Source organism: Spiroplasma endosymbiont of Dioctria linearis, from assembly GCF_964030865.1.
Classification (GTDB): domain Bacteria; phylum Bacillota_I; class Bacilli_A; order Mycoplasmatales; family Mycoplasmataceae; genus Spiroplasma_A.
Window position 1 is genome coordinate 193,302 of the sequence record NZ_OZ034984.1, and the last position, 18,813, is coordinate 212,114.

The 18,813-nt window shown below is 23.6% G+C and carries 14 protein-coding genes; 12 read left to right on the forward strand and 2 right to left on the reverse strand.

Annotated elements, in window-relative coordinates; translation table 4 throughout:
- The first annotated feature begins 349 nt into the window (after positions 1 to 349).
- Positions 350 to 1,351 (forward strand): hypothetical protein, encoded by a 1,002-nt coding sequence (locus AAHM84_RS00875; protein WP_342259028.1) that lies wholly within the window; start codon positions 350 to 352, stop codon positions 1,349 to 1,351.
- A 290-nt stretch (positions 1,352 to 1,641) separates the two neighbouring features.
- Here AAHM84_RS00875 and AAHM84_RS00880 read toward each other — a convergent pair whose 3' ends face one another.
- Entirely contained in the window at positions 1,642 to 2,856 is a 1,215-nt protein-coding gene (locus tag AAHM84_RS00880) for a hypothetical protein (RefSeq protein ID WP_342259029.1), read from the reverse strand.
- A 355-nt stretch (positions 2,857 to 3,211) separates the two neighbouring features.
- Between AAHM84_RS00880 and AAHM84_RS00885 the strand changes: the two genes are divergently transcribed.
- Together AAHM84_RS00885 and AAHM84_RS00890 are read left to right on the forward strand one after the other, a co-directional pair.
- A complete protein-coding gene (locus AAHM84_RS00885) occupies positions 3,212 to 5,224 on the forward strand; it encodes a reverse transcriptase domain-containing protein (protein WP_342259030.1) in 2,013 nt (670 codons plus the stop codon).
- Between the two features lie 978 nt (positions 5,225 to 6,202).
- The gene (locus tag AAHM84_RS00890) at positions 6,203 to 8,998 is read left to right on the forward strand and encodes a glycosyl hydrolase family 18 protein (protein WP_342259031.1); all 2,796 of its coding nucleotides are present in this window, start codon (positions 6,203 to 6,205) and stop codon (positions 8,996 to 8,998) included.
- 222 nt (positions 8,999 to 9,220) lie between these two features.
- On the opposite strand, the gene AAHM84_RS00895 is transcribed toward AAHM84_RS00890, so the two are convergent.
- Positions 9,221 to 9,349 (reverse strand): hypothetical protein, encoded by a 129-nt coding sequence (locus AAHM84_RS00895; RefSeq protein WP_342259032.1) that lies wholly within the window; start codon positions 9,347 to 9,349, stop codon positions 9,221 to 9,223.
- A 248-nt stretch (positions 9,350 to 9,597) separates the two neighbouring features.
- Between AAHM84_RS00895 and AAHM84_RS00900 the strand changes: the two genes are divergently transcribed.
- The 9 genes from AAHM84_RS00900 to AAHM84_RS00940 all read left to right on the forward strand — a co-directional run bounded on the left by AAHM84_RS00900 (position 9,598) and on the right by AAHM84_RS00940 (position 18,813).
- Positions 9,598 to 10,563, forward strand: a complete 966-nt coding sequence (locus tag AAHM84_RS00900) for a transposase (protein WP_342259033.1) — start codon at positions 9,598 to 9,600, stop codon at positions 10,561 to 10,563.
- Complete coding sequence (locus tag AAHM84_RS00905) at positions 10,524 to 10,919, forward strand: hypothetical protein (protein WP_342259359.1); 396 nt, start codon at positions 10,524 to 10,526, stop codon at positions 10,917 to 10,919. Before AAHM84_RS00900 ends, AAHM84_RS00905 begins: the two co-directional genes overlap by 40 nt.
- Before the next feature lie 127 nt (positions 10,920 to 11,046).
- Positions 11,047 to 12,756 (forward strand): lipoprotein, encoded by a 1,710-nt coding sequence (locus AAHM84_RS00910; protein WP_342259034.1) that lies wholly within the window; start codon positions 11,047 to 11,049, stop codon positions 12,754 to 12,756.
- Positions 12,680 to 14,569 carry an ABC transporter permease gene (locus AAHM84_RS00915; RefSeq protein WP_342259035.1) on the forward strand — a complete coding sequence of 630 codons (1,890 nt, stop codon included), beginning with the start codon at positions 12,680 to 12,682 and terminating at the stop codon, positions 14,567 to 14,569. Before AAHM84_RS00910 ends, AAHM84_RS00915 begins: the two co-directional genes overlap by 77 nt.
- Before the next feature lies 1 nt (position 14,570).
- Positions 14,571 to 15,506 (forward strand): ABC transporter ATP-binding protein, encoded by a 936-nt coding sequence (locus AAHM84_RS00920; RefSeq protein WP_342259036.1) that lies wholly within the window; start codon positions 14,571 to 14,573, stop codon positions 15,504 to 15,506.
- 157 nt (positions 15,507 to 15,663) lie between these two features.
- Positions 15,664 to 15,921 (forward strand): transposase, encoded by a 258-nt coding sequence (locus tag AAHM84_RS00925; RefSeq protein ID WP_342259037.1) that lies wholly within the window; start codon positions 15,664 to 15,666, stop codon positions 15,919 to 15,921.
- Positions 15,897 to 16,148 carry a hypothetical protein gene (locus AAHM84_RS00930; RefSeq protein ID WP_342259038.1) on the forward strand — a complete coding sequence of 84 codons (252 nt, stop codon included), beginning with the start codon at positions 15,897 to 15,899 and terminating at the stop codon, positions 16,146 to 16,148. The genes AAHM84_RS00925 and AAHM84_RS00930 overlap by 25 nt, the downstream gene beginning before the upstream one ends.
- A gap of 264 nt (positions 16,149 to 16,412) precedes the next feature.
- A complete protein-coding gene (locus AAHM84_RS00935; protein ID WP_342259039.1) occupies positions 16,413 to 16,877 on the forward strand; it encodes a hypothetical protein in 465 nt (154 codons plus the stop codon).
- A gap of 232 nt (positions 16,878 to 17,109) precedes the next feature.
- The gene (locus AAHM84_RS00940; protein WP_342259040.1) at positions 17,110 to 18,813 is read left to right on the forward strand and encodes a lipoprotein; all 1,704 of its coding nucleotides are present in this window, start codon (positions 17,110 to 17,112) and stop codon (positions 18,811 to 18,813) included.

Below are 18,813 nucleotides of genomic sequence, written 5' to 3' on the forward strand. Positions count from 1 at the left end.
AGGCAATGGATATGAAGTACTCTTAAAAGAGAAACGTTCAAGGACTGTTATAAATATAATATTGTGAATGAATATATTTATAATTTGAAAATGTATTAATATTTTTATAATAATAGAGTTATTAATAAAATATAGGTGTCCAAAAAAAATAACAGTACAGTAGTTATTTGCGTAAATAAATTTTTTAATACTTCCATTACCTATATTAAAATGGTAGGATTAAATTAAAATTAAGGATGGTAATAAAATGTTAACTTGACTTGGGTGGATTATCTCTCCAATACTTACTATTATTTTTTGGTTTTTAACTTGGCATTTCTTTAGAAAAAATAGGGATGAAATTTTTTTATTGAATAAGTTCACTAATAAAATTCAAAAACTTCATAAATTAAACCTTTTTTATTTAGAAGATAACTATAATGAGAGTATCAATAATTGGACTAATAAATTTTCATATATTGAAATAGAGAATTTTAATCAATTAGTTTCAATTTTTATTTCAATGCTTCAAAAATATGTTGATAATAATAGTAATTTTTTATTAAAAAAAGATATAAGAAAGAAGTTAAATTTATTAATAGTAAAATATAAAAAATATTTCACTCAGTTTAATGATTCTTACTTAAAATTTAAAACAAAAAATTATGAATTTTTTGATTATAAAAACGCATTTCAAATAGTTTCACAAAATTATAAATTAAAAAATAAGTGTTATAATATAATTGAAGAACTTAATTTAAATAAATCAATTGAACAACTTTTTAAAAACATTTCAAATTTAAATAAGAATGAGGTATTAACAAAATTAAGCGATTTACTTTTTATTAAAGTAGATTATTCAGAAGTATTTCATTCATATTCAACAGTAGAAGCGTATTTACGACCTATTGGTTCCATAAAAATAAAGTTAGATCTATATAAAGATCCATTTAAGAAATTTTTAATTCAGGAAGATATGATACCAAACTTTAACAATAAAATAAAAGGATTTGATAATGAGAGATTAGATAAAATAGGTAAAGATATTGGTTTAAAATTAAGTAATGCATGTAAAAATCATGATTTTGATTTTTGAACACCAACAGGTAATAAAATTAGAATAATTAAAAAAACATATTTTGAATTTATAAATAATAACCATATTTTCTCAATTTCTCCAGACTTTAAAATTTATTTTAGTTTAGATATAAAACCAACAAAAAATAGTGATCTAATAATTATTGATAGAAATAATAATGCTCTAACAATTCAAGATTTTAAAAAGGAATTAAATAATTTAAATAAAACAGAGAGTAGTAAAGCAGAATTATTTATATATGAATGTTTTTTAAGAGAGTTAAAACTTTTATAAAGTATTTAGATAATAATAGATTATGCATAAAATACCCGAGAAAAAGGAAACCTATGTTTACCAGTAGTAAAACTTCTTCTTTTTTTAATTAAATAAAAAAACAAAAATACAGTAAAGAATTAAAAATAGAGGTTAAAAAAAGTTTAATCAAGGTCATACACCAAGAAAAGTAGAATAGTACAATTTAATTTTTTGATTACAATAAGCCTATTTATGAAATGTAGATAATAAGCGAATATGTCCAAAATACTAGGATTTATATAATAAATATATCTTGTATTTTTTCTTTTCTATCAAAAAATATTAGTTAGTTGCTTTCCAAGGAGAGTCAATTTTGGATATTTAAGTAGTTTAAATTCATCATTTAATAGTGTTTTCATACTTCCATGTAAACGTTCATCTTTAACTTGAATAAGATTGTAAATGTCATTTCCAATTAGTGCATAATACTTTTTATTTATCGTCTTCATAACCATTACTTTTAACTTTGGCTTAAAGTAAATTGGAGTATAGCCCTTACATATAAATCACTTAGTTTTTTTAAAAATACTATGAACATTATCAATAGTTCTTTCACTTTGATAAGAGAAAAAAATATATTGATCTTGATCAAACTTTCTAGTTACTGATTCTAATTGGTCTAAAGGTATTAAAAAATCTTGATTGTATTTCTGAATAAGATGGGGTAAATAATTATTTAACTGCTCAATATTTTTTAAATCTAAGAGTCTAATTAATTGAGGCCATCTTCTTTGTAGTGTTCAAAAAGTCCTTTCAACTAATGCTTTTTCTTGAGGTATTGACGTTGTTTTTGTATTTACTCCTAAAGAGTGAGAAATAAACTGCAATTGTGTATTTGAGACACTATCACCAAAATGGTCACGATTATTTTTACTACTAAAAACATTGGGATTATCACTAGCATTTAGTTTTGGTAAACCATAATGTTTAAAGACTTTTTTATAGATATTATAATAACTTTCAGTAGTTTCTTGTTCGCTGAAATAGCCTGCCAAAATCCTTTTACTAACTTTATCAATTACAATATGCAAATGACTTTTTAAGTTCTTAATTCATTGATGATTTGAAGCATCAGTTTCGTAGATTTCTCCAAATTTTACAATTTTCCTTTGCGTAGGATGGGGTCTGCTTGTTATAATTGAATTTGAAAGATACTCGCTTGTTAAATTTTCTTGGTTTGCTACCTTTAAATTTTTACGAATATCTTTTTTTATTTTTCTGTTAAGATTTTCAATTAAAATATTTTCTTCTATTAATATGTGCCTAATTGCAGAGTAACTTATTCTCTTTTTTCAAGTTAGTTCTCAATAATGTTTAATACTAAAGTCATAATATTTTGTTTGAAATAATTGTTGAATTTTATTTATAGGTGTTTTATTTGCATTTTTATGAATAAAAGCTTTTGCTCCAATTTCTTGATATTCTTTAAGTTTTCTTCTTGTGTGTCTAACACTATAACCTAATTTATAGGCTGTATTTTTCAATAGAGTCCTTTCATAAAACCTCCATTTATTGATTATAAAGGAGGACAAAGTCGCTTGTTAATATGTAGGGACATAATCGCTTATTACTCATAAAAAATATTGATTTATCTTTTAATTTACTATAAAAAAATAATTTTTTATTATATAATAAAAAAGTCGTCTTAGTAGTTGTCCATTGATGGAAGAACAATATTATATTTTTAAGCTAAAAATAAATAACCTAATTCTCTAGAAATTTTATATTTGATAGATTTACATCTACAAATCTAAAATATCTAGATAATTTGGTTCTTCGTTCCTAAGAACCAAAGGCTAGGATTTATTTTTATGTAAGACGAAGAAAAGGGTGAAAAGCATGATTAATATTTTTAGAAAATGAAATATTGATTTGCTTTCACCAATTTTGCTTTTTGGAGCAGATATAAGAGTTGATGATAAAAGAAATCTTTTAGTAAAAAAATTAAGAGAATTTCCTGAATTTAAAAACTCTTTTTTTTTAATTCCTGATAACATTGAATGAAAACGCATTCAAGAAAAATTAGAGTTTAATTTAGAGGAGCAAGAATCACTTATGATTCAATTAGCAAGACTAATTATTTGTTTCGATGATACTGATGCAACTAGCATGGAAAAAATGCTATCAACACTAATTTCAAAAGAAAAAAAAATAATTTATATTAAAAATAAAGATTATAATAACGAATCAGAATTTTCAAACATAGTTATGAAGGAAAAATATTTTGTTATAGAAAATAAATTTAAAAAAATCAAAAATAATATTAAAAAGACAAAAAAGAATACTTTATTTTGAACTTCTTTATATAAAAATGATAATAATAATAGACAATTATTTTATAACATAAGAAAAATGGACAAAACTATTAGATTAAATAATAATTTAACATATATGTTTTTTAAAGATAAAAAAAGAGAGGAAAAGCATGACTTTAATAGTCAAAATATAAAGTATAATATAGATTATGAAAATAAGGTTATTAATGTTGAAATTCCATATAGACAATTTTTTAATATAATACTTTGTATAATAGCATCTTACAATACTAAAAAAATATCAAAATCTACTATTTGTAAAGATATTTTAGATGAGTTTAATCTCGAAGCTCTTCAAACTATAAAGTGATTATCTTCAAGACATAAGCACAAAAATAGAAGGGAAGTTCTAATTGAAGACCTTTTAATTGATTTTAGAGTTAAAACAAAATTGAATATAGTTAATAAATTATGCATACCATATAAATATATAGAATTTACATTAGAGATACTAAATTTATTAGAAATAATATCGCTTGATAATGATATATTAGAATTGGAAAATTCTGTCTATAATAATCTATTACAAAATAGTTTAATTTTAAAAAAAGATTTTTATAAAATGAAAATTACTAATTTTAAGAAACAAATAAGTGAAATATCTGATTTAATAGAATTAAAAGATCTTAACTATTTAATTCTAAAAAAGATAAAATTCTGATGTTCATTTCGTATATATAGGAATTTAAAGTTTAGACAGATATATACCTATAAAAAAGAGTTTAAGTATTATAAGGAATATCATAATTTTTTTGAAATTATTTTTAATTCCCAATATCTTTTTAATAAAAAATCTATTTTTATAGATAACTTATTTTCTTATAGAGAAAATAAAAATTATATTCAAATGTTAGAAAAACATGTAGATAATAGTTCTGAATATTTTTTGACTATTGATATTAAAAAGTATTTTGATAGTATTGATATTAATATTCTTTCTAAAATGATATGAAAAAAACTAAATAAAATTCTTTGATTTGAAGATATAAAGAAAATTGTAAAACACTTTTGTATTAAAAATAGAGGACTGAAAATAGGTTTTTCTTGCTCACCATTTTTATCAAATTTATATTTAACTGATTTTGATGAGCAAATATTAAAAGAATGTAAAAAAGAAGAATTAATTTATACAAGGTATGCAGATGATATACTTATTTCATCAAAAATTGAAATAGATCAAAAATCAATTTTGGAAATTATTAGTTCAAAATTTGAAAAGTTAAAATTAGAAATAAATAAAGTAAAGCAAAAAAGTATAGACATAAATAAGAATAATTTCAAATATATGGGTGCCACATTTATTAAAAATAACAATAAAATTATTTTAAAAAAACCCAACTCATATTTTAATAAAATTAAACAAATTTTTAGAAATGATTTTGATTATAAAAAACTAGTTGGCATGATTCAGCACTCTTTTTTAATTAATAGTGAAAATAGTCTTAAACAAATAAATAATATTTTTAAAAAAGAATTTAAAAATGAAGAAGATATTATTTTATTTTTAAAGGAATATAATAAAAATTACAAAAAATAGGAGTTTATATCTTTAAAGGCATTGTGTTAATCTAAGTACATAGGTCACCCAGTTTTTAGTTTTATAACTCCGAACAAAATTATAATTATATGACCAATAATATTTGTATATAAATGAAATATTCTAATGTTTTAAAAATTCAAGATGTTAATCATTATATTAATGTAGTTAAATTAAAAGATATTGCATTAAATATAATATAAAAGCTAATTCAAGTATTTTAGATAGATATCAAAAACATCATGAGTAATCTGATATTAAAGTATTTGATAGTAAAAAAAGCGTAGTAAAACCAATGAAGTTAAACTTATAAATAAAGTTAGTAGATATAGTAAAGAAAATAAAGAATTAGAAAAGAAACTTTTTGAATTAGAAGCCCAAATTAAAGGGGCTGTTTATTTAATAGAGTTTAAGAAGCAAAAGAAAAAAGGAAAATGCAGAAAAAGAGGTTGAATTATTTTAAAATTCTATAGAACTATTTATAATAGTTTATCAAAAAGTTAATAAAAACACATATAAAAAAAATGTAATTAGATATATAAATCAGTATATGAATTATCATTAATGGGAAAGAATGCGAAGGGAAACTCTTCCAATTTATGGTGTTCGTTATCATAGATATAGATTATAATTGGATACTTTTAAAACATATTCCATAAATTTGTGAATATGTTTTTTTATTAGAGTATATTGCTCTACGGTATTAATGAGGAGTCTAAGTTGATAGTATTTAGTTTGAAATAACTCTAGTATTTCATCTTTAAAACATTGTTGAGTTTTATTTACAGATATTTTATTAGTATTTAATAGTAGTTATTTTATAAAATCTCTATTTATTGATTATAAAGGAAGAAAAAAGGTGCTTATTAGTGTTTTGGATATAATTATTTATGCTTATAAAAATATTTTAATATAATAAAAATATTTTTATTATAATATATAATTATTATATGTATAAATAAAAAAAGGGGTAAAAGTATGAAAAAATTATTATCAATTTTATCTGCAATAGCATTTACTGCTTCAACATCATCAGCTGTTGTAAGCTGTAATTCAACTTCAGATAATACAAAAAACATTGATAAGATTATCAAGAAAAAGGATTTAGGTAAAATTAACAATGTAAGTGAGAATATTTTAAAAAAAGCACTTAAAGAGAATAATCCAAAAGTGGATGTTGATAAATTAGCACTAAAAGATGTTGATTTATTTAATGGAAATGCAGTCTTTGTTCCCAAAAATAAAGCAACTGACTATTCTGGAGAAGCTCGTGTTAAATTTGATTTTGGTAATAGAAAAGCAGATTCTCAATATTTATGAGAATCTATTACAAATACTTGATTGGGAACAATTGACAAAAATGATGAAAATACAATAAAAGAAGAGCTAAAAGGACTTAATCCTTTACTTAATACAGACCAATTAGAAGTTAAAAATATTAATTCATGAGGGGCTACAATTGAAGCAAAGAGTGATTCAACTCTTTATAAAGGTCAATCAACAGTTTCTTATAGTGTAATTAATGATGCATCTTCTTCAAAAAAAGCTCTTTCTTCTGTAGTAAAAAACAGTTGATTAGGTGATATTAGTGTTGGTGCAAACAAAGAAGAAACTGAAAGAAATATATTAACTGCTTTAGAGCAAAAAAATAGTGGAATTAAAACTAGTGAGTTAGAAGTTAGATCAATAAGTGATTGAGGAGCACAAGTAAGTGCTAAAGAAAACTCAGAAGTATATCAAGATGAATGCTACATTAGTTTTACTTTAAAAGGAAATTCAGCAGGTCAAGGAGCAGGAGCAACTTCACTTTATAATGAAGTTAAAACAACTTGATTGGGTAATATTTCAGATACAAAAGAAGCAACCATTATGGAAGCTGTTAAAAGAAACAATCCAAATTTAGATACTTCAAAATTAACTTTAAAAGGTACTAATCAATATAACTCAATTTTAATTCCTAATGAAGCTGGTAAAGAAGTATATAAAGATGAAGTATGACTTTCATATGGTATTTCAGAAAATGCTAAACCATTTGAAAAAGAAGAATTAAGTAAAGTTATTGAAAATAAAAACTTTGATACAAATTCTGCTATTAAATTAGCAGAAGGTGAAGAACTAAAAGATTTAAAAGTAAAAGAATTAGTTTACAATTCAAATAGAAGTTTAGATTCAAATCAAATTGAAATCTCTTATATAACAGAAATTTCAAGTGATAATAATGAATATCAAAAATTCTCAGCAAAAGTAAATGCCAAAGAAAATTCATATAGTTATAAAGGTTCTGCCGAGATTAATTTCTATACTTCAACAACTGTTATAGAGGCCAAAGAATTAAGCAATGTTATTGAAAACAATCAGTTGGGGGAACTTAATGAAAATACAGAAGCTGCAATTTTAAGTACTTTAGTAGAAAAAAACCCAAACTTAGACTTAGGAAGTATTGAAGTTAAAAATATAACACAAACAAGTGCAACTATTAATTCTATTAGTGAAAGCAAAATTTATAAAGGTTCTGCTGAAGTTAACTTTACAGTTAAACAAGAAGAAGTTGTACCTGAAAATAAAAAAGATTTAGCAGAAGACTTAAAACAAACTGATTTAGGAGAGCTTGATGGCGCAAATACTTCAGCAATCTTGGATGCAGTTTATGGCAAAAATAAAAATGTAATAAAAAATGAAATTGAAGTTAAAAATATTACTACAACTGGAGCAAAAATTAAAGCAAAAGCAAAATCTGAATTTTATAAAGAAGAGTCTGAAGTTTTAATTACTTATACTTTAAAAGCTAATGGTGAAAAACCAAAACCATCTAATGACGCTTTATTAGTAGGATACTGATATGAGTGAGGTGGATCAGAACAACACAATAATCCAGTTGATCTATTAAATAGTAATGAATTATTAAATTCTGCATATAATGTAATTGATATTTCATTCTTATATACATGAGAACCATATGCAATGCCTACTTTTGAACCATTTAGTCCAACAAGCAAAACTAGAATTAAAGAAGGAATTAAATCTTTACAAAATGCTGGTAAAAAAGTAATTCTATCAATGGGTGGAGCTACTGGTGGAGAAATGAGATTTAGACAAGACCAAACTGATCAATTAACTGCTACATTTATTAAGTACATGGATGAATATGGATTTGATGGAATTGATATCGATTGAGAAGGTGGAGCACTTGGAGACAGAGAAAGTCAACAAACTACAATCTCAGCTTTAAAAGAAGCTAAAAAAATTCAAAACTCAAAAGGTAAAGAATTTATGTTAACAATGGCTCCAGAATTACCGTACTTAAAATATAATACAGAAGCTGGTAGTCAAGGAAGTTATATTCCTTTCTTAAAAGGGCTTGATGGTATTTATGATTTTATTAATCCTCAATACTATAATGGATGAGCATTTGGACCATTTATTGATCAAGAAGAAAAAGACTATTTAGGAGTTAATAAATCTTATATTTCAAATGATGATAGTGAGTATAGAGGAGAATTCTACTACTTAGTAACAAAATATTTAACAACAAAATATAGTTCTCAAAATGATTTCTATGAAAAAATTCCAACAAATAAATTTGTTTTAGGAGCTGCTACTAATGAAACTGCAGGTAGAGGTGCAGCAACAAGAGAATCAATTTATAAAGCATATGTTTTATTAGAAAATGACAATATTCACATTCGTGGATTAATGACATGAGCTATTAACTTTGATGCTGTTGCAAATTGAATGTTTGAAGCTTGATTCAAAGAAACTTGAGGAAATAAATAGTTTATAGTTAAATTTAAGTAAATCAAAGAACTTATACAAATTATATGTATAAGTTTTTTTTATTCTAATTTTTAATAAATTCTAATACTAAAGTCATAATGTTTAGTTTGAAATAATTCCATTATTTCATCTTTTAAAGATGCTAAATTTTATTTGCAAGTAATGTATTGGTATTTTATAAATAAAATTTCTAGTTTCAATCTCTTTATCCTTTTTAAGTTTTTATCTTGTATATCTAATACTATAAACTAACTTAAATCTCTGTGTTTTAAAAGAGTCTTTTCTTAAAGATAATCCATTAATTAATCTTAATTGTTTTTGCTTCATTATATTTAATAGTAGTTGTTTCATAAAAAATTCATTTATTGATTATAAAGGGGAACAAAGGCGCTTGTTAATATGTAGCGAAATAATTGCTTATTACTCATACTATAATTTGAAAATGTGTCAATATTTTTATAATAATAGAGTTAGTTATAAACTATAGGTGCCATAAAAAAAATGGTATTGGGTGGTCTAAGTACATAGGTCTCCCAATTTTTTCGTTTTATAATTTAGAACAAGATTATAATTGTATTAGCAAGAAAGGTTGTATCTAAATGAAATATTCAAATGAGTTAAAAATTCAAGCTGTTAATGATTATATTAATGGAATTAAATTAAAAGATATTGCAATTAAATATAATATAAAAGCTAATTCAAGTATTTTAGATTGATATCAAAAATATCATGAGTCATCTGATATTAAAGTATTTGAGAGGAAAAAACGTAGTAAAACCAATGAAGTTAGACTTAAAAATAAAGTTAGCAAATATAGTGAAGAGAATAAAGAATTGAAAAAGAGGCTTTTTGAATTAGAATCACAAATTAAACGAAGTGCTGATTTAATAGAACTTAAGAAGGAAAAGAAGAAAAGAGAACAAGCAGAGAAGGAAGTTGAGTTATTAAAAAAGTCCATAGCATCATTTCTAATAGGTTATCAAAAGGTTAATAAAAAGGCATATACAAAAAAAGATATAACTCAGATATATCAAACAGTATATGAATTATCATTAATGGGAAATGATGCAAAACAAACTATTCTAATTTATGGTGTTGGTTATCGTAGTTATACTAATTGAATTAAAAGAGGAAAACCCAAATATAAAAGACAATATCATATTCATGCAAAAGAAGCCGTAGAAAGTATTTATTCAAGGAAGGACGGTATCTTTGGTGCTGAAAAAGCTAGATTAAAGATATTAAAAGACTTCAATATAAATCTTTCTAGAGAGACAATTATTGAACTTAGAAGAGAAGTTTTATTAAAATTAAAAAAAGAAATAGCATCTTCTAAATCAAAAACAAGAATGGGAATAAGTACTCATAAAAAATATACCTCATTAGATCTTATAAAAGGAGATTATAGCTCTAATAAATATTTAGAAAGGATTGGAATCGATGGTACATGATTTAAAAATATTTATATTGGAGGAGTTAAAACAAACGCTTATTTTTACCTGCATATGACTTTTACTCTAATGAAATTAGTTCATATTCAGTTGGCAACTCTGAAAATATACTAGTAACTCTTGAAATGCTAGAAGGTTTAGTAAGAAAAATGGACTTAGTTAGAATAAATAAAATTATTATGCATAGTGATTTAGGTTCTGCATTTACAAGTAAAGAAACGGAAAAATTTTGTAAGCAACATAATATAATTAGATCAAATTCAGTATCAGGATTTAAAGGTAATCAATTTGTAGAACAAACACATAGATGAGTCAAAAAGTATTTTTATTTAATATTTGGTAATAAATTTAATAATGATCAACATTTTAGAATTTGTATATATAAATTTGTTAAAATTTTTAATAGTACAAATATAATCTTAAAAAATGGATGTACACCAAACGAAATGATCCAAAATTTTAGGAAATAATGTTACTTAGCCTCCCCAATACCTACCAAATAAAGTTTTTTAGTATTATTATTTTCCAATAAAACTCTTGCTTTTTTTTTTTTTTTTTAAATATACTAAAAATAGTTTTATAAAAGGAGAAGATAAAATGAAAAAAATATTAGGTTTTTTAGGAGCAATGACTTTTACTATTTCAACTAGTGTTAGTGTTATTGCTTGTGGTAATAAAGAGGTAACTGACCCTGCTCCAGATGAAAATGTCTTTGAGGAACTATTTAAAGACTTTGAAAATGAAATTCAAAACATATTTAATAAGCATTACTCAGAAAAAAGCTTAGGTTTTTCTGTAATGAATGATAGTGTTGAAGAAAAGGGGTTTACTTTTTTAAATGAAAGTAAGCTTAGTAGTCTAAAAAATGGAGAGCATGTATTAGAAGGGGAATTATTAAATGATTTTAAGCACGACTTAAACATTTTACTAGATGATACTGCTTTAAGAACAAAAATAAATGCCTTAGGAAATCAACCAGAATATAACTTGTTAACAACAGGATTACCAAATGGTATCTATAATGATCTTAATTTAAAAGAAAATAAAATAGATATCAATATTAAAAGCAACAACGAAAGTAATGCTGCAGGAAAAAGTAAATTTTCAGCAACAGTTTCATTTTCAATAGCAATTGATATAAATTATATGAAGAATAATGAATTGCAACATAAAAATAGTGACTACTTAGCATTAACTTTCTCATTGTTAAATGATGAGACAATTAGTGAATCAATTAATCAAATTCAATTATTATTAGGAGAGCAGTTATATAAAAGTGAAAAGTCACCCTTATTTTTAACAGATTCAAAATTAGGTATATCAGATTCTGCTTTTAAAGAAAATATTCAAGAAGATGTAAAAAATTATACTAATACTTCTTCTACTGAAGGAAGTTTTAAAAGTCAAATAGCTGATGCTACAAAAAAAATTTTAGAAGAGAATTCAATTATTGGTTCTGAAGTTATAACAAATGAACAGTCTACTGAAAATATTGTATGAGATAAACAATATGCTAAATTTAACTCTTCAAATGCAAAAACTATAACTACTCAATCAGATATATTTAATAAAATTTTAATTAATAAAGACCCAAATGTTAGTTATGAACAAAAACAAGAAATAATTAAAAAGGAATATGAAAAGCAATTAGATGATACAAATTTTAAAAAAAGTTTTGAAAGCTTTATAAAGGATAGAGGATTTAGTTCAATTGAAAGCAAAACTAATTTCGAAAGTGTTTTAGGTTTTGGAACTTTAAATATAAGTGGACTACAAATAAAAGTAGCAGATATAATTTATGAAATACCAACACTAGTTTTAGGTTTTGACTATAGTGTTGAAAATGACAATAGCTCTCTTTTTAAAAGAGCAGACTATTCAAAACAAATTTTAGATAGCATGCAAGCCTTTAGAAATTCATATGATATTAGTTCTAGTGAAGATAGTATTATGACTTTCTCAGATGAAAGAGTTTGAAAAAATGCTAATGAGTTATTTAAAAATAATAAAGATAATTTTTCAAAATCTGAACTAAACACTTTAATTGTTGGTTCAGGATTAGAAACAAGTCCAGAATATAATAAAGAAATAGCAAAGAATGGAAAAATAGGACAATTTAATTTTTATTTAAATTCAAGTGCAAGATTTTCTTTAACAGATGATGGTATTAAATATAAGTCAGGTAGTGCAACTGGTAACCAATTAAGAATTCAACTTGGAGTATTTTTCATTGATATACATTTTAATTCAAATGACAATGATCTACTATCAAATGGAGGATTTTTGTTTAAAAAGGGTGTTAGTTAATATGATAGTTGAAAATAAAAAGTCGATTCCATTAGCAAAACTAATTGGGTTCAATCTTAAACTATATTTAAAAGACAAATCTATTATAATTTTGTCTTTTATTATTTTAATACTAACTTTATTTTTCAGTATTTTAATATCAGTGTATAAAAAATCAAATACAAGTATTATACTTTTTTATAATTACTTTTTTATAATTACTTTTTCAGTTTTATTATTTCTCTTAATTTTAAGAATGGTTCAGTTGATGCTTAATAATAAAATTGATGATAAAACAATTTATTTAATGATTTCTACTAATATCTCTAGAAAAAAAATAATATTTACATTAGTAATAACGACTTTAATTTATTTGCTAGCAATTCAAACAATTATTTTTTTACTACCCAATATTTTTCTTTCACTTGCATCTTTAAAAATAAACGAAGTTCTTTTAAGAATAACATTAGTTCACTTTATTTATGCTTTATGTTATGGCTTTTGTTTAACTTCATTTTTTATTTTTTTATCCACTACATTAAAAATGCAGGTTTCAACAATTTTATGTTCCCTTATTTTGGCTACAAATTTTATTAATAGCTTACCAGCACAATTTATGAAAGAATCTGAAAAAAGTATTGTATTAAGTTTTGAGGGTGGTCAAGCTTTTCAAGTTACTGAAATTTATAAGGCTTTTGATTTACAAGAACACATTAAAAACGAACAAATTAAATATCCATTACTTAGTAAGTATATTAATAATTTTTTTATTGAAAATGAGTTACTATCAGGACAGTCTTTTCAAACAGCAAATATTATTAATTTAAGAAAGCAGTTTTGAAGAAATTTAGGTTTAATAAATAGTGAAAATAAAAATTACAGTTTAACTAATCAAAGACTAGCAAAAGTTCCAGATAACTGATCTAAAGCAGATTGAAAAGTTGGTGATCAAGTAGATATTAATTTTTCTGTTGAAGATACTTTCATTACCAGAGATGAACTAATTGAATTATCAAAGGATTCAAATAATGAATATCAAAAGATTTTAATGGAGTTTTTAAATTTTATGTCTTATATTAATAAATACTTTATTAATGATTTAACTTTTCAAAAAAATTTTTATCAGCTATATGATGACTTTCCTTCAATAGTAGAAGGATCTGATGTATCTTATATCCAAAATAAAACCTCAAAGGTTTCAAAAGTGTCGTTCAAAATTGAAACAACTGGTGAGGAAGTTATATTAGGAGCAAAAAATAATCTAACAAGCGAGCTTATAAAATCAATGTATACAAATTATTTAGGAAGAAATACTAGTGGAATTGCTTTGAGTGAATCACCAGAAATGGATACTCTGATTAATTCAGAAGAGGGTTTATTTAGCCCAGTTATGTTAACAGCTAGAATTCTTGAAGATTATTTTATTAAATATTGTTCTATTTATACAATTGCAACTACTAAAGCAATTTCATTGAATAAAAGTTATTTTGATTATCAAAAGGCAAGAACAAAAAATGAACTTTTTTTTCAAATGAACTTTATTGCAAATAATTTATTGAATTTTACATATTATGCAAAGAATGCTTCAGAGGGTATCTGATTTAATGAAGAAAATACTAGTGTAATTAACTTTAATAATCAAGATAATTCATTTTTGCCTTATAAACTTTATTCCTTTAAGATAAATAAAAATGAATTAGGTTTAGATACTATTGATCCCTTATCCTATAATAATTTTATTCCACCATATATCTATTTAATCATTCAATTAACTTTTGCCATTATTAATTTATTTATCTCTATCCTATTATTAAATAGAAAGGATTTAAACTAGAATGAAAGATTTAACAATAATTAAATTTGAAAATTTTTTAAAAAAGTTTAAAAAAAGTTCTATTGGACCAATTGACTTTGAGATTAAACAAAATCGAATTGTTGCCTTTCTAGGTAGCAGTGGTAGTGGGAAAACTGTAATTTTAAATTCTCTAATTGGAGCTACTAAAAAATATAAGGGAGATATTTTTATTGAAGATAGTAATAGAAAAAAAATTAGCAATCATATTTTAAATAAGCAAATTGGGATTTATATTCAAATGGATTTCTCACTATATGATATGAAAGCTTATAATTTTTTAAAAACTATGGCTTCAATATATGGAGTTAAGAAGGATCTAATTAAGGAAAGAGTTAAATACTGAATGGAGTATTTTAATTTGTGAGAATCAAAAGATAAAAGTTTAAAAAATTTCTCATGAGGAATGAAAAATAGAATAAATTTTATTCTTTGCTTTTTAAAAGACCCTAATATAATTATTATGGATGAGCCAGGAGCTAACTTAGATTCAATTTGAAGAAATAAAGTTAAAAATTTATTGATTAAATTTAAGCAAGAAGGTAAAACAATTATTTTCACTGTTCATAATATTGATGAAATGACAGATATAATTGATGACTATATAATTATTGAAAAGGGAAAACTAATTTTTTTAGGTTCAAAGGAAGAGTTAAATATTTATAATAAGTATAAATTATTTCTAGATTCTGAATTTGATGTAAAAGAGTTAAGAAATTTTTTAGATAGACATAATATTAAAAGTTTTAAATTTGATTTACAAGAAAACTCAATTGTAATTGCAACAAATAATACAAAAGAAATTAATTGACTATTCTTATTTTTTTTGAAAAAAAACATACCTATAAAAAACTTAGTAAAATTACCAGTTAATATGGAATCTATTCATAAGGCTCTTGAATCAAAAACTGGTATTTAATTTAAAAGCACATTGATATTTCTCATTTATTTAAATTTTATAAAATATATTAATATCAAAGGTATTGGGGGGTCTAAAAAAATAGGTCTCCCAATTTTTTTTGTTTTATAATTTAGAACAAGATTATAATTGTATTAGCAAGAAAGGTTGCATCTAAATGAAATATTCGAATGAGTTAAAAATTCAAGCTGTTAATGATTATATTAATGGAATTAAATTAAAAGACATTGCAATTAAATATAATATAAAAGCTAATTCAAGTATTTTAGATTGATATCAAAAATATCATGAGTCATCTGAAATTAAAGTATTTGATAGGAAAAACATAGTAAAACCAATGAAGTTAGATTTAAAAATAAAGTTAGCAAATATGGCAAAGAGAATAAAGAATTGAAAAAGAGGCTTTTTGAATTAGAAGCGCAAATTAAACAAAGTGCTGATTTAATAGAACTTAAGAAGGAAAAGAAGAAAGGAGAACAAGCAGAAAAGGAAGTTGAGTTATTAAAAAAGTTCATAGCATCATTTCTAATAGGTTATCAAAAGGTTAATAAAAAAGTATATACAAAAAAAGATATAACTCAGATATATCAAACAGTATATGAATTATTATTAATGGGAAATGATGCAAAAAAACTCTTCTAATTTATGGTGTTGGTTATCGTAGTTATACTAATTGAATTAAAAGAGGAAAACCCGAATATAAGAGACAATATCATCTTCATGCCAAAGAAGTTGTAGAAAGTATTTATTCAAGGAAGGACGATATATTTGGTGCCGAAAAGCTAGATTAAAGATATTAAAAGACTTCAATATAAATCTTTCTAGAGAGACAATTATTGAACTTAGAACGGAAGTTTTATTGAAATTAAAAAAAGAAATAGCTTCTTCTAAATAAAAAAAACAAGAATGGGAATAAGTACTCATAAGAAACATACATCTTTAGATCTTATAAAAGGAGATTATAGCTCTAATAAATATTTAGAAAAGATTGGAATTGATGGTACATGATTTAAAAATATTTATATTAGAGGAGTTAAAACAAAACTCTTATTTCTACCTGCATATGACTTTTACTCTAATGAAATTAGTTCATATTCAGTCGTCAACTCTGAAAATATACTAGTAACTCTTGAAATGTTAGAAGGTTTAGTAAGAAAAATGGATTTAGTTATAATAAAGAAAATTATTATGCATAGTGATTTAGACTCTGCATTTACAAGTAAAGAAACAAAAAAATTTTGTAAGCAACATAATATAATTAGATCAAATTCAGCTTCAAGTTTTAAAGAAAATCAATTTATAGAACAAACACATAGATGAGTTAAAAAGTATTTTTATTTAATATTTGGTAATAAATTTTATAAGGATTAATATTTTAGAAGTTGTATTTATAAATTTGTTAAAATTTTTAATAGTACAAATATAATCTTAAAAAATGGATGCACACGAAGCGAAATGATCCAAAATTTTAGGAAATAATCTTACTTAGCATCCCCAATACCTAAAGTCTTTTATTAGTATTATTATTTTTCCAATAAAACTCTTGCTTTTTTTTTTTTTTTTTGAATATACTAAAAATAGTTTTATAAAAGGAGAAGATAAAATGAAAAAATTATTAGGTTTTTTAGGAGCAATGACTTTTACTATTTCAACTAGTGTTAGTGTTATTGCTTGTGGTAATAAAGAGGTCACTGACCCTGCTCCAGATGAAAATGTCTTTGAGGAACTATTTAAAGACTTTGAAAATGAAATTCAAAACATATTTAATAAACATTACTCAGAAAAAAGCTTAGGTTTTTCTGTAATGAATGATAGTGTTGAAGAAAAAGGGTTTACTTTTTTAAATGAAAGTAAACTTAGTAGTCTAAACAATGGAGAGCATCTATTAGAAGGCGAATTATTAAATGATTTTAAGCACGACTTAAACATTTTACTAGATGATACTGCTTTAAGAACAAAAATAAATGCCTTAGAAAATCAACCAAAATATAACTTGTTAACAACAGGATTACCAAATGGTATTTATAATGATCTTAATTTAAAAGAAAATAAAATAGATATCAATATTAAAAACAACAATGAAAGTAATGCTGCAGGAAAAAGTAAATTCTCAGCAACAGTTTCATTTTCAATAGCAATTGATATAAATTATATAAAGAATAATGAATTGCAACATAAAAATAGTGACTACTTACCATTAACATTTTCCCTGTTAAATGATGAGTTAATTGGTAAAGCAATTAATCAAATTCAATTATTATTAGCAAAGCAACTATATACAAGTGAAAAGTCACCATTATTTTTAACAGATACAAAATTAGGTATATCAGATGTTGCTTTTAAAGAAAATATTCATGGAGATATAAAAGATTATACTAATGCTTCTTCTACTGAAGAAAGTTTTAAAAGTAAAATGGCTGAAGCTACAACAAAAATTTTAGAAGAAAATAAGATTAATAATTCTAAGGTTATAACAGAAAAACAGTCTACTACAAATATTTATTGAGATAATCTATATGGTAGAGTTAGTTTTTCAAATTCAAAAATTATAACTACTAAATCAGATGTATTTAATAAAATTTTAATGAATAAAGACCCAAATGTTAGTTATGAACAAAAACAGGAAATAATTAAAAAGGAATATAAAACGGAATTAGATGATACAAATTTTAAAAAAAGTTTTGAAAGCTTTATAAGGGATAGAGGATTTAGTTCAATTGAAAGTAAAACTAATTTCGAAAGTGTATTAGGATTTGGAACTTTTAATATAAGTGGACTACAAATAGAAGTAGCAAATATGATTTATGAAATACCAACAATAGTTTTTGGTTTTGATTATAGTGTTGAAAATGATAATAATTCTCTTTTTAAAAGATCGGACTACTCAAAACAAATCTTAGATACTATGCAAGCTTTTATAAATTCATATGATATTAGTTATACTAAAGATAGTATTATGACTTTCTCAGATGAAAGAATTTGAAAAAGAGCTGATGAGGTATATAAAGATTATAAAGATAATATTTCATATCAAAATATAAACAATTTTCATTTGGGTTCAGAATTAGAATTTAATAAGGAAATAGCAAAGAATGCAAGAACAGGACATTTTTATTGATTTTTATATACATCTGCAGATTTTGTTTTAACAGATGGGGGTATTAAATATAAATCAGGTAGTTCATCAACTACTGTTAACAAGTTTGAAATTAGACTTGGAGTATTTACACTTAGGTTACACCTTACTTCAGATGACGATAAGCTGCTATCAAATGGAGGATTTTTGTATAAAAAGGGTGTTAGCTAA